Genomic DNA, 11,928 nt, shown 5'->3' on the forward strand with positions numbered 1-11,928 from the left:
TGGTCGCAGCGCTCCTGTCGATGGAACGGGCCGCGGGCGTCGCTGCGCCGCCTGGGCCCGCGCTGTCCTCTCAGGCGCGCGCGCCCTGCGCGAGCCTGTCGGCGATCCACCGGCGGAGCGCCTTCTTGTCCACCTTGCCGACGCTCGTCGTCGGGAGGGCGTCGAGCCACTCGATGCGATCGGGCACCTTGAACTGGGCGACGCCGCGCTCGCGCAGGAAGGCGTTGATCTCCCTCGCCGGCGGCGGCTGCCCGCGGGCCACGAGGAACGCGCACGAACGCTCGCCGAGGTGGGCGTCCGGCATCGCGACGAGCGCCGCGTCGCGCACCGCCGGGTGGGCGAGGACGTGGTTCTCGACCTCCTCGGCCGCGATCTTCTCGCCGCCGCGGTTGATCTGATCCTTGGCGCGGCCCTCCACGACGAGGTAGCCCTCCGGGGTCCGCCGCACGAGATCGCCCGTGCGGTAGAAGCCGTCGCGCGTGAACGCCTTCTCGTTGTGCGCGCCGGCCCTGTAATAGCCGCGGATCGTGTAGGGCCCTCGCGTGAGCAGGTGACCGACCTGCCCGGGCTCGACGTCGCGGTCGTCGTCGTCCACGACGCGGACCTCGTCGTGGGGCGAGATGGGCCGGCCCTGCGTCTCGAGCGCGATGGCGTCGGGGTCGTCAAGGCGGGTGTAGTTGACGAGCCCCTCCGCCATCCCGAACACCTGCTGCACCTTGCAGCCCAGGGTCGGCCCCACGCGGCGCGCGACCTCCGCCGGGAGCCTGGCGCCGCCCACCTGGAGCACCTTCAAGCTCGACAGGTCGTGCCGCGCCGTCCGGGCCGACTCCAGCCAGACCGAGGCCAGCGGCGGCACGAGCGCCGTCATCGTGACCCGCTCCCGCTCGATCCACGGGAACGCCTCGTCCGGGCTGGGGCGGCGGCAGAGCACCACCCGGCCGCCGGCGTGGAGCACGCCCAGGCTCCCGGGCGAGCTGAGCGTGAAGTTGTGCGCGACAGGGAGGACGGCGAGGTAGACGCTGCCCTCGTCGAGCCCGCAGATCTCCGCGCTGGCCCGCACGCTGTAGAGGTAGTCGTCGTGCGTCCGCGGGATGAGCTTCGGTACGCCGGTGCTCCCGCCGGACAGCTGGAAGAAGGCGACGTCCCCCGCGGCGGGCTCCGGGAGCTCGACGGGCTCCCGGTCCAGGCCGGAGAGCGCCGTGTGCTCGCCCGGCTCGCCGGCCACGAGCACGTGCCGCAAGGTCCCGACGTCGCGCCGGATCTGGCTCGCCAGCGCGCGGTAATCGAACCCGCCGTCCCGGTCGGCGATGACGTACGCGACCGCCTCGGTGTGCTCGCAGAAAACCGCGATCTCGGCGCGGCGGTGCGCGGGCAGGGCCAGCACGGGGAGCGCCCCGAGCCGGAACAGCGCGAAGCACACCTCGAAGAACTCCGCGATGTTCGGGAGCTGGACGACGACGCGATCCCCCGGCCGGAGCCCGAGGTGCAGCAGGCCCGCGGCGAGGCGATCGGCGCGCCGATCGAGCTCACCGTAGCTCAGCCGGCGATCGCCGCTGACGAGCGCGATCCGATCCGGGTGCCGCGCGGCCCGCTCGCGGAGCAGGCGCCCGAAGGTCTCGCCGCGCCAGTAGCCGGCGCGCCGGTAGAGATCGGCCAGCTCGGCCGGCCACGGAGTCCAGCCGTCGAGCGCCTGCGGTCGCGCCTGCGCGGGCGCCTGCCGGCGCTCCTCCGGAGCGCTCACGCCCGCTCCGGCGCCTGGTCGAGGCCGAGCGCGTTCAGCATGGTCCCGAGCTTGGCGGTGGTCTCGGCGAGCTCGTGCTCGCCGCTCGATCCGAGGACGATCCCGGCCCCGGCATAGAGGCGGAGCGCCCGGCCGGCGACGTCGGCGCAGCGGATGACGACCGCCCACTCGCCGTCGCCGCTGGCGTCGGACCAGCCCACGAGCCCCGTGAAGAACCCGCGATCGAACCGCTCGATCGCCTCGATGGCGTCGCGGGCGCGCTCCGTGGGGTAGCCGCACACGGCGGGCGTCGGGTGCAGCGCGGTGGCCAGCTTCATCGAGGAGATCGAGAGATCGCGCAGCTCCCCGGTGAGCCGGCTCGACAGGTGCCACAGCGTCGGGGTCTGCGTGAGCGACGGCTCGTCGGGGACGCTCAGGCGCCGGCAGAACGGCCGGAGCGCGGCGGCGACGGCGTCGACGACGATCGCGTGCTCGTGCCGGTCCTTCTCGGACGCGAGCAGCGCGATCGCCCGCCGGCGGTCCTCGTCGGGGTCCGGGCTGCGGACCGCGGAGCCGGCGAGCGGATTGGCGATCACCCGGAGCCCGGAGCGGGACAGGAGCAGCTCCGGGCTCGCGCCGAGGAGCGTCCGCGCGCGCGAGGTCGGGACGCCGCGCTCCGCGCTGGAGAGCCCCGCGGTCGGATCCGAGAGGTTGGCGGCGAAGGTGTAGCCGCTCCGGTTCTGCTGCGAGAGGCGCTGGAGGACGAGGCGGAGATCGACCGGCTCTCGCAGGACCATCTCCAGCATCCTGGACAGGACCACCTTGCTCAGCGCCCCGGACCGCATCAGGCCCACCGCCGTCTCGACGCCGCGCACGTAGTCGCGGGGCTCGGGGATCTGGCGCAGCTCCTGGATGGTGATCGGCAGCTGCGACCGCGGCGATTCCGACGTGGGGTTGAGCGGGCCCGCGCTCTGGATCGCCCTCGGCACGATGAGGTGCGCCGGCGACGTGCTGTTGAACGGCACCGCGCCGACCACCATGGGGAAGCTCTGGCCGGCGCCGGCCCTCGACGCCGCCGCGAGCACCCTCGTGACGCGGTCCGCGAGGCGGTCGCCCTGATCCGCGCCGTTCGGCTCGAGGATCATGTCGTGTACGCCCTGCGCGAGGAGGGTGCGTGTCGGCGACGCGAAGAAGAACGCCGACTCAGGGGTGTATTGCTTCAACAGCTGCCCTGCGTTGACCGCGGGCAGCGCGACAGAGGCCGGTATCGAGATGGAACTCGTCACATTCAGCTCCGATGGGCGTCGAGAGCCACGTGGGCTCAGGTCATCGGGCGCTGGACGTCAGGTCTCGGGCCGCTCGTTTCCGATAACTGATAAAGAAAATCAGTTTCAAGTGACTCATGACACGCGCGTGCAAGACTGTCAAGGGACTCCCGGTTCTGTCTCGGGTGTGCGTCGCCGGTGGGCCCGTGGGCGGGGCGCTCTGGACCTTCGCTTCTGCGTTGACATCCTGCGTGACGGGTGCGACGAGTCGCCCCGCCATCGGTGCTCGTCCGGCCATCGCCTGGCGAGCTGAAAAGGGAACCCGGTGAGAATCCGGGACTGCCCCCGCAGCGGTGAACGGGAACGACCATCACCAAGAAGCACTGGGCATGCACCCGAGCAGCCCGGGAAGCGGTGATGTGTAGGAGAGCGACCGGCGACGGCCGCAGCGCCCGTGAGTCCGAAGACCTGCCGAGGTGCGCGCGCCGGTTCGCTGGCGCGCGCTGACCTGAGCCTTCGAGGGGAAGGCGCCCAGGCTCTCGACCACCTCGCTCGCGCGCGGTGCCGTGGCCCGTCACGCAGCCCCTCGCTTCGGCTCTCGGCTCACCCGGAGCAGCGCTGGGTCGACGCGGGCAGGCGGCGCGTGAATGGTTGATTCTTCTGATCGTCGGTCGCGTCGGCGCCGGAGCGCCGGCGCGGCGTGCTGGCTCGCGCTCGCCGCCTGCGGCGCCGTGGCGGCCCTGCCGGCCGCCCGCGCCGACGAGCCGCGCAGGCCGGAGGCCGAGCAGGAGGGCGGTCGCGCCGCCGCCCCGCCGGGGACGGCCCCGCTGGAGGTGCGCGTCGAGGGGGATCGCGTGCGCGCGCCCGCGCCGCCCAAGGACAGGTCCGTCGCGGGCTCGGTGCTGGGCCGCGAGCGCCTCACCGGCGCGGGGCTCGGGGCGGCGGACGTGCTCCGCACGCAGCCGGGCGTCCTCATCGTCGAGTCGGGCGGCTTCGGCGGGCCGGCGACCGCGGCCCTCCGGGGAGCGACAGCAACGCAGACGCCGGTGTACCTCGCCGGCGTCCGCCTGAACGACGACGTCGTGGGCACGGCGGATCTCTCCCTCGTGCCCCTCTGGCTCATCGAGCGCGTCGAGATCTACCGTGGCCACGCGCCCATCGAGGCGGACCGCCTCGGCCCCGGCGGCGCGATCTTCTTCGAGCCGCGGCGGCCTTCCCGGACGACGGCCGGCGTCGGCGTCATGGCGGGCTCGCTCGGCGCGCGGCGCGGGTGGGCGTTCGCCGGCGCCAGCGCGGGCCCGGTGAGCTCGATCGTCGGGGTGAGCGCGGAGGCCGCGGAGAACCGCTACGCCTTCGTCGACGATCGCGGGACGCTCTTCGACGAGAGCGACGACACCCTGGAGCGCCGGCAGAACGCCGACGTGCGCACGATCGACGCCTGGGCGCTCGCGCGCGTCGAGCTCGGGGGCGGCGCGATCGTCGACGTGATCGCGAACGGCACCGATCGCGAGCAGGGCGTGCCGAGGCTCGCGCTCCTGCCGTCCCGGGAGGCGCGGGGGGAGTCGCGGCGCGCGCTGACGTCCGTCGCGGCGCGGGTGCCGTTCGGCCGAGAGGCGCAGCACACGCTCGAGGCGCGCACCTCGTTCATCGAGGCGCGGTCGGAGGTCCACGACCCGCTCTTCGAGCTCGCCCTGCTCACGCCGGAGCTCCGGCTCGCCGGCCGCCGCCTGGAGCAGACGCTCGGGGCGACGCTCTCCTTCGCTGACCGGCTCCGGGTGCGGCCCGTGCTCTCGGTCGCGCGCGAGGGCATCTCGCGCGCGCCGGACGACGTCCCGCTCGCGCGGGCGCGGCGCTCGTTCGCGCGCGGCGCCGTCAGCGCGGAGGCGCGCCTCGGCGAGGGGCTCGCGCTGCACGCCCTCGCGAGCGGGGAGTGCCACGCCACCGGCGCGGACCGGGAGCGCCCTTGCGACGTGCTCGTCCCGACCGGGCGGGTCGGCGTGGAGGTGGGGAGCGACCGGCTCCGGCTCCTCGCGACCGTGGGCCGCTACGTCCGCGTCCCGACGCTCGGCGAGGTGTACGGCGTCTCCGGCGTCGTCCACGGCAACGCGGCGCTCGAGCCGGAGTCGGGCGCCACGATCGAGGCCGGGATCCGGGCGCAGACGGGGCGCGGCGCCGTGCTGCGCGGCGCCTTCATCGACGTGTTCGCGTTCGGGAGCGCGGTCTCCGGGCTCGTCGCGTACGAGAAGTCCGGCCAGGGCTACGTGAACCCGTACAACGTCGGCCGCGCCCGCGTCGTGGGCGCGGAGCTCCTGGCCGGGGTCGAGGTGACCCGGTTCCTCCGCGCCGAGATCGCGGCGACGCTGCTCGATCCGCGGGACACGACGCCGGGGCGGACGACCAGGAACGACCTCCTCCCGTTCCGCTCGCGCCTCGTCGTCGCGCCGCGCCTGCACGCCGAGTGGAAGCGCCCGGGCGGCGCCGTGTTCTCGGGCGCGTCGGGCGAGCTCCGGGCCGTGTACCAGTCGAGCCGGTACGCCGATCCCGCCGGGCTCGGCGTGATCGCGGAGCAAGCGACCCTCGACCTCGACGCGGAGGCGAGGTGGCTCGACGGGCACCTCGCGGCGAGAGGTCGCGTCGCGGACCTCCTGGACGCGCGGCGTACGGATGTCGTCGGGTTTCCGCTCCCGGGACGGAGCGTGTTTTTCACACTGGAGTCAACATGGTGAAGATCAGTCTGTTTGCGATCGCGATTTCGGTTCCGCTCCTCGGGTGCAACGTGGATTCGCCGCCGCCGTCGACGGGCGGCGTCCACGGCGGCGGCGACGGCGACGGGTGCGAGCGCGGCGTCGTCATCGTGACGAGCGACTACCAGTCGACGAACATCGCTGTGTCGGCGCTCGACGGGACCACCCTGTCGCCCTCCTTCGTGTCGAGCGGCGCGGCGAAGCCGGGGCTCAGCCTCGCGCTGTCCGGCGACGTCGACGTCCCGACGGCGGCGCCGCCGTCCGGCCGCGTCGTCCTGCTCGATCGGTTCGGCACGAACGTGATCACCTGGATGGATCTCGAGACCGCCGAGGCCCTGGCGCAGCTCCCGGTCGGGCAGGGGTTCGAGTCGAACCCTCAGGACTACATCGAGGTGGGCGCGGACCGCGCGCTCGTGTCGCGCTACGGGAGCAACCCGAGCCCGGGCGTGGAGCCGTTCGACGAGGGCGGCGATCTCCTGATCATCGACACGAAGGAGTACTCCGTCGCGGGGCGCATCGCCCTGCCGGAGGAAGAAGGGCTCCTGCCGCGCCCGTCGGGGATGGCGCGCCTCGGCGACGAGGTGGTCGTGGCCCTCGGCCGGCTCGCCGCGGACCTCTCGACCACGGGTGAAGGGCGCTTCGTCGGCGTCTCGCCGGAGCAGGGCGCCGTCGCATGGACGGTCGACGTGCAGGGGCTCTACGGCTGCGGGCGTCTCGCCGTGTCGCCCTCGGGAGAGCGGCTGGCGGTCGCCTGCTCGAGCCGCTTCGACGCCGAGACGATGGAGTACGATCCGGCGACGAGCGACATCGTGATCTACGACGCTCGCACCTCGCCCCCGGAGGAGATCGAGCGGCTCGGCGTGGCGAAGGCGCTCGGCGCCGCGGTCCAGCCGACGCTCACGTTCGCCTCCGAGGACGTCCTCCTCGGGACGGCCTACGCGGGCAGCGCGTCCGCCGGGGACCGCGCCTTCTCCGTGAGCATCGCCACGGGCGAGGTCACGACGCTCGCCCAGGCGACCCAGTCCTACGCCTTCGGCGGCGTCCACTGCTCGCCCGGCTGCGGCGACGTCTGCCTGCTGAGCGACGCGGAGAGGAGCAAGCTCCGGCGCTGGAAGGTGGCGGGGAACGGCGCGCTCGAGCCGCTGGAGGACGCGACCGTCGACACCGAGATCGGGCTCCCGCCGCGAGGGATCGGCGGGCTCTGATCGGCCCCGCGGGCGGTGCGTCGGTTGATTGGTGTCAGAACGCGGCGTCGAGGACGACCTCCCCGGAGACGCCGACCTGGTACGCGGAGACGCGGCGCTCGAAGAAGTTCGTCACCTCCTGGACGTCTTGCAGATCCATGAACGAGAACGGGTTCTTCGCCCCGTAGCGCTTCGGCATGCCGAGCGTGGCCAGCCGCTGGTCGGCGCAGAACTCCAGGTAGCTGCGCACGTCGCGCGCCGACATGCCCGCCACGCCGGCGCCGAGGAGGTCCTCGGCGAACCGGGCCTCGCAGGCGATCGCCTCATCCATCATGTCGAGGATCGACCGCGAGAGGCCGGCGTCGAAGAGCTCGGGCTCCTCGCGCCGCGCCGTGCTCACGACCTCGAAGGCGAAGCGCATGTGCGCGCTCTCGTCGCGGAAGACCCAGCTCGTCCCCGCGGCCAGCCCGTGGAGCAGGCCGCGCGAGCGCAGGAAGTACACGTACGCGAACGCGCCGAAGAAGAAGAGCCCCTCGACGCACGCCGCGAAGCAGATGAGGTTCAGGAGGAACCGCCGCCGCTCGGCGCGCGTGTCCAGCCGCCCGAGCGACTCGACGGAATCGAGCCACCGCATGCAGAAATCGGCCTTCTCCCGGATCGAGGGGATGTTCTCGACGGCCGCGAAGGCGCGGTGACGGTCCTCGGGATCGGGGATGTACGTGTCGAGGAGCGTCAGATAGAACTGGACGTGGAGCGCCTCTTCGTAGAGCTGCCGCGACAGGTACATCCGCGCCTCCGGGGCGTTGATGTGCCTGTACAGGTTGAGGACGAGGTTGTTCGCCACGATGGAGTCCCCCGTGGCGAAGAACGCGACGAGCCGCTGCACGAGGTGCCGCTCCGCGTCGGTCATCTTCCGCAGATCGCCCACGTCCGTGGAGAAGTCGACCTCCTCCACGGTCCACGTGTTCTTGATGGCGGAGCGGTACATCTCGAAGAAGGCCGGATAGGCCATCGGGCGCAGCGTGAGGCACTGGCCCGGATCCAGGAGGCGCGCGGGGCGGCTGACGCGGCTCACTGGCAGGCCTCGCAGGCTTCGGGGTTCTCGAGCGCGCACGCCACGTCCGCGGCCGCCTTCTCCGGCACCGCCTCCACGGTCGCCTTGGCGATGCGCGTCGCGGGGCGCGAACGCAGGTAGTACGTCGTCTTGAGCCCCTTCTTCCATGCGTGGAAGTACATGCTCGAGAGCTGGCCGATGGTGGGGTTCTCGATGAAGAGGTTCAGCGACTGGCTCTGATCGATGAAGGCCCCGCGATCCGCGGCCATGTCGATGAGCGAGCGCATCGGGATCTCCCACGCCGTCCGGAACACGGCGCGGAGCTGCTCGGGCAGCTCGTCCATGCCCTGGACCGAGCCCTCCGCGAGCTTGAGCCGGGCGCGCACCGCGTCGTTCCAGGCGCCGAGCCGCTTGAGCTCCGCGACCAGGTAGCGGTTCATCTGCAGGAAGTCCCCCGAGAGCGTCTCGCGCTTGAAGAGGTTGGACACCTGCGGCTCGATGCACTCGTAGCAGCCAGCGATCGACGCGATGGTGGCCGTCGGCGCGATGGCGACGAGCAGCGAGTTCCTGAGCCCCCCGGCCTGGACGCGCGCGCGGAGCGCCTCCCAGCGCGCCGTGTCCTCCGGGACGACGCCCCACGCGTCGAACTGGAGCTCTCCGCGCGCGGCGCGCGTCTCGTCGAACGCCGGGTGCCGCCCCTTCTCCGCCGCGAGGTCCGCGGACGTCGAGAGCGCGTGGTAATACACCTCCTCCGAGATCCGCCTCGAGAGCTCCCGCGCCGCCGGGGCGTCGAACGGCAGGCGCATCTGGAAGAACACGTCCTGCAGGCCCATGAGCCCGAGCCCGACGGGCCGCCAGCGGAGGTTCGATCGCCTCGTCGAGGGGATGGGGTAGTAGTTGAGGTCGATGACGCGGTCGAGCTGGCGGACCGCGGTCCGCACCGTGCGCGCGAGCTTCTCGAAGTCGAGCGCGACCGCGCCGTCTTCGCCGGCGACCGTGTGGCGCGCGAGGTTGATCGAGCCCAGGTTGCAGACGGCCGACTCCTCGTTCGAGGTCACCTCCAGGATCTCGGTGCAGAGGTTCGAGAGGTGGACGATCCTGCCCGGCAGCGCCGTCTGGTTGCAGGCGCGGTTCGACTTGTCCTTGAACGTCATCCAGCCGTTGCCTGTCTGCGCGAGCGTGCGCATCATCCGCGCGTAGAGCTCGCGGGCCTTCATCGTCTTCTTGGCGAGGCCCGCCCGCTCGGCCTCGACGTAGCGACGCTCGAACTCCTCACCGTAGAGATCGGGGAGATCGCGCACGTCCTTCGGGTCGAACAGGCTCCATTCGCCGTCGGCCTCGACCCGCTTCATGAAGAGGTCCGGGACCCAGCTCGCGAGGTTCAGGTTGTGCGTGCGCGCGGCCTCGTCGCCCGTGTTGTCGCGCAGCGAGAGGAACTCCTCGACGTCGGCGTGCCACGGCTCGAGGTAGACGCAGCACGCGCCCTTGCGCTTGCCGCCCTGGTTCACGGCCGCGACGGACGCGTCGAGCGTCTTGAGCCACGGCACGATCCCGCTGGAGTGCCCGTTGGTGCTCTCGATGAGCGAGCCGCGCGACCGCACCCGGTGGTAGGCGAGCCCGATGCCGCCCGAGAACTTCGAGAGCATCGCGACGTCGGTGTAGCGCTGGTAGATGGTCTCGAGGTGATCGTCCGGCGAGTCGAGCAGAAAGCAGCTCGAGAGCTGCTCGTGGCTCGTCCCGGAGTTGAACATCGTCGGTGAGCTCGGCAGGTAATCGAGCGACGAGAAGAGCCTGTAGAGCTCGACGGCCTGCGCCGCCGTCTCGGACAGCGCGCACGCGATGCGCAGGAAGAACTGCTGCGGCGTCTCGATGACGAGGCGCGTCTCCGGGTGCTTGAGCAGGTAGCGGTCGTAGAGCGTCCGCAGGCCGAAGTACTCGAGCTCGTGGTCGCGCCCCGGCTCGATGGCGTCGTTCAGCTTGCGGGCGTTCTGCGCCACGAAGCCGTGGAGCCGATCGTTGATGAGGCCCAGCCGCCGCCCCACGGCGATGGACTGCGAGAAGGCGTGGATCTCCTGATTGCGGACTTCCTTGTCGATGTACGTGGCGAGCAGGCGCGCCGCGAGCTTCGCGTACTGGGGCTCATCGGCGATGAGCGACGCCGCCGTCTGGATGGAGAGCTGATCGAGCTCGCGCGTCGTCGCGCCGTCGTAGAGGCCGCTGATGGTCTTCGTCGCGACGCGTAGCGCGTCCACGTCGGACAGGGCCGCGCACGAGCGGCTCACGGCGCGGACGATCTTGTTGACGTCGACTGGCTCGCTCGACCCGTTCCTCTTCTTCACCCGCATCGTCGTGTGCGGGGGCGTCTCCTCCGCGCCGGCGCTCGTCATGGCGGGCGCGTGGGGTGCGTGGGGTGCGTGGAGCGCGCGCAACGGCGCCGCGCCGTTGCTCTTCACCAACGGTTCGTTCAGCATGGCATCCTCCTCGTCGTGCTCGTTCCGAGCGGTCCCGGACCGCTCGCGTCGATGCCGCGAGAGCGAAGAGGCCAGCCGATGCGCATGGGTGCGCCAGGCTCTTTGGAGGAGCCCTCGGACCGACCGCTCGCCCCCGCGGGCGAAAGGAAGACAGCGCGGGAGGGGGTCGGAACCGGGACAAGCGCGAGAGTCTGCGCCAGCTCGGACCTACCCGCCTCCCTCGAGGCTTCCAGGTCAAACCGGCGCCGGATGTCTCCCAGCGCAGGACGTTGGCAGGTCTTCGGGCTCACGAGCGCTCCGGCTCTCGCCGGATTCCTACGGTCCACCGCTTCCCAGCCCGAGGGCCAGTGCGCGTCGTGGAGATCGTTCTCGCTTACCGCTGCGGGGCAGCCCCGGATTCACACCGGGTTCCCTTTTGAGCCCCGGCCGAAGCCCGAGGCACCAACATGGGCACTACATATGGTGGTGCAGTGAGCCGGTCAAGCGAGATGTTGTGGGGGAGCTCCGTTGCCCGGTTGCATGCGCGGTTGCGTGCTCCGTTGCACGCTCGGTTGCATGGTTGCGGGGTCGACGCTGGCGGCGCGCGCCGTCGCGGGCCACAACCCGGGCCTATGCCGCTCAGCGAAGCGCGTCCGGCCGATCCGCTCGACGACCTCGTCGCGCTCCTGCGCGGCAAGCGGATCGTGGCGCTGACGGGCGCGGGGTGCAGCACCGAGTCCGGCATCCCCGATTATCGAGGCCCCGAGACGCGGCGCCGCGCGCGGAACCCGATCCAGGGGCGGGAGTTCTCCTGCTCGGCCGAGATCCGGCAGCGCTACTGGGCGCGCGCCGTGATCGGCTGGGAGCGGTTCTCCAGGGCCGAGCCGAACCCCGCCCACCGCGCCCTCGCGCGGCTCGAGCAGGCGGGGCAGCTCGAGGGCCTCATCACGCAGAACGTCGACGGCCTCCACCAGGCCGCGGGCAGCCGTCGTGTCATCGAGCTGCACGGGACGCTCTCCGAGGTCGCCTGCCTCGCGTGCGGCGCGATGGAGCGGCGCGCCGCCCTCCAGGAGCGGCTCCTCGCCCAGAACCCCGGCTGGCTGCGCCTCGCGGCCGACCTCGCCCCCGACGGCGACGCCGACCTGCCCGCCGAGCGCGTGGCGGGCTTCCGTGCGCCGCCGTGCCTCCGCTGCGATGGGCCGCTCAAGCCGCGCGTCGTCTTCTTCGGCGAGAACGTGGCCCGGCCGATCGTCGACGCGGCGTTCGCGCTCGTGGACGCGGCGGACGCGCTGCTCGTCGTCGGCTCGTCGCTGGCGGTCTTCTCGGGCTACCGCTTCGTGCTGCGCGCCGCGCAGCGAGGCACCCCGATCGCCATGATCAACCTCGGCTCCGCGCGCGGCGAGGAGCTCGGCGCGCTGAAGATCGAGGCCCGCGCCGGCGAGGTGCTGCCGCGCCTCGCCGAGGCGCTCGGCGCCGGCGCGACCGCGGCGCCCCGCTGAGGCGTCGAGGCG

The 11,928-nt window shown here is 72.3% G+C and carries 7 protein-coding genes and 2 riboswitches; of the genes, 3 read left to right on the forward strand and 4 right to left on the reverse strand.

What is annotated here, in order from left to right; genetic code table 11:
* Positions 1 to 70 precede the first annotated feature (70 nt).
* Both ACSRUE_RS28490 and dhbC read right to left on the reverse strand, forming a co-directional pair.
* On the reverse strand, positions 71 to 1,741 hold the full coding sequence (locus ACSRUE_RS28490; RefSeq protein ID WP_441286346.1) for a (2,3-dihydroxybenzoyl)adenylate synthase: 1,671 nt from the start codon (positions 1,739 to 1,741) through the stop codon (positions 71 to 73).
* Positions 1,738 to 3,006 carry an isochorismate synthase DhbC gene (gene dhbC / locus ACSRUE_RS28495; protein ID WP_441286347.1) on the reverse strand — a complete coding sequence of 423 codons (1,269 nt, stop codon included), beginning with the start codon at positions 3,004 to 3,006 and terminating at the stop codon, positions 1,738 to 1,740. Before dhbC ends, ACSRUE_RS28490 begins: the two co-directional genes overlap by 4 nt.
* 242 nt (positions 3,007 to 3,248) lie before the next feature.
* Positions 3,249 to 3,475, forward strand: a riboswitch (cobalamin riboswitch).
* Positions 3,476 to 3,632: 157 nt separating this feature from the next.
* Here dhbC and ACSRUE_RS28500 point away from each other — a divergent pair.
* Together ACSRUE_RS28500 and ACSRUE_RS28505 are read left to right on the forward strand one after the other, a co-directional pair.
* Positions 3,633 to 5,711, forward strand: coding sequence for a TonB-dependent receptor domain-containing protein (locus tag ACSRUE_RS28500; RefSeq protein WP_441286348.1), 2,079 nt, complete (start codon positions 3,633 to 3,635; stop codon positions 5,709 to 5,711).
* Positions 5,705 to 6,934: a hypothetical protein gene (locus ACSRUE_RS28505; protein WP_441286349.1), complete on the forward strand. Its 1,230-nt coding sequence runs from the start codon at positions 5,705 to 5,707 to the stop codon at positions 6,932 to 6,934. The genes ACSRUE_RS28500 and ACSRUE_RS28505 overlap by 7 nt, the downstream gene beginning before the upstream one ends.
* Before the next feature lie 34 nt (positions 6,935 to 6,968).
* Here the strand turns inward: ACSRUE_RS28505 and ACSRUE_RS28510 are convergent, their stop codons facing one another.
* Entirely contained in the window at positions 6,969 to 7,925 is a 957-nt protein-coding gene (locus ACSRUE_RS28510; RefSeq protein WP_441293140.1) for a ribonucleotide-diphosphate reductase subunit beta, read from the reverse strand.
* Positions 7,926 to 7,984: 59 nt separating this feature from the next.
* Positions 7,985 to 10,438 carry a ribonucleoside-diphosphate reductase subunit alpha gene (locus ACSRUE_RS28515; RefSeq protein ID WP_441286350.1) on the reverse strand — a complete coding sequence of 818 codons (2,454 nt, stop codon included), beginning with the start codon at positions 10,436 to 10,438 and terminating at the stop codon, positions 7,985 to 7,987.
* 254 nt (positions 10,439 to 10,692) lie between these two features.
* Positions 10,693 to 10,899, reverse strand: a riboswitch (cobalamin riboswitch).
* A 150-nt stretch (positions 10,900 to 11,049) separates the two neighbouring features.
* On the opposite strand from ACSRUE_RS28515, the gene ACSRUE_RS28520 reads away from it, so the two are divergent.
* Positions 11,050 to 11,916, forward strand: a complete 867-nt coding sequence (locus ACSRUE_RS28520) for an NAD-dependent protein deacetylase (RefSeq protein ID WP_441286351.1) — start codon at positions 11,050 to 11,052, stop codon at positions 11,914 to 11,916.
* Positions 11,917 to 11,928 lie beyond the last annotated feature (12 nt).

The organism is Sorangium sp. KYC3313, assembly GCF_052075895.1.
GTDB lineage: Bacteria > Myxococcota_A > Polyangia > Polyangiales > Polyangiaceae > Sorangium > Sorangium cellulosum_B.

What these genes read in the sequence shown, in the direction of transcription:
- ACSRUE_RS28515 (WP_441286350.1), bottom strand. Translation starts at nt 10,438, where the DNA reads ATGCTGAACGAACCGTTGGTGAAGAGCAACGGCGCGGCGCCGTTGCGC.
- ACSRUE_RS28505 (WP_441286349.1), top strand. Translation starts at nt 5,705, where the DNA reads ATGGTGAAGATCAGTCTGTTTGCGATCGCGATTTCGGTTCCGCTCCTC.
- ACSRUE_RS28510 (WP_441293140.1), bottom strand. Translation starts at nt 7,925, where the DNA reads ATGGCCTATCCGGCCTTCTTCGAGATGTACCGCTCCGCCATCAAGAAC.
- ACSRUE_RS28500 (WP_441286348.1), top strand. Translation starts at nt 3,633, where the DNA reads ATGGTTGATTCTTCTGATCGTCGGTCGCGTCGGCGCCGGAGCGCCGGC.
- ACSRUE_RS28520 (WP_441286351.1), top strand. Translation starts at nt 11,050, where the DNA reads ATGCCGCTCAGCGAAGCGCGTCCGGCCGATCCGCTCGACGACCTCGTC.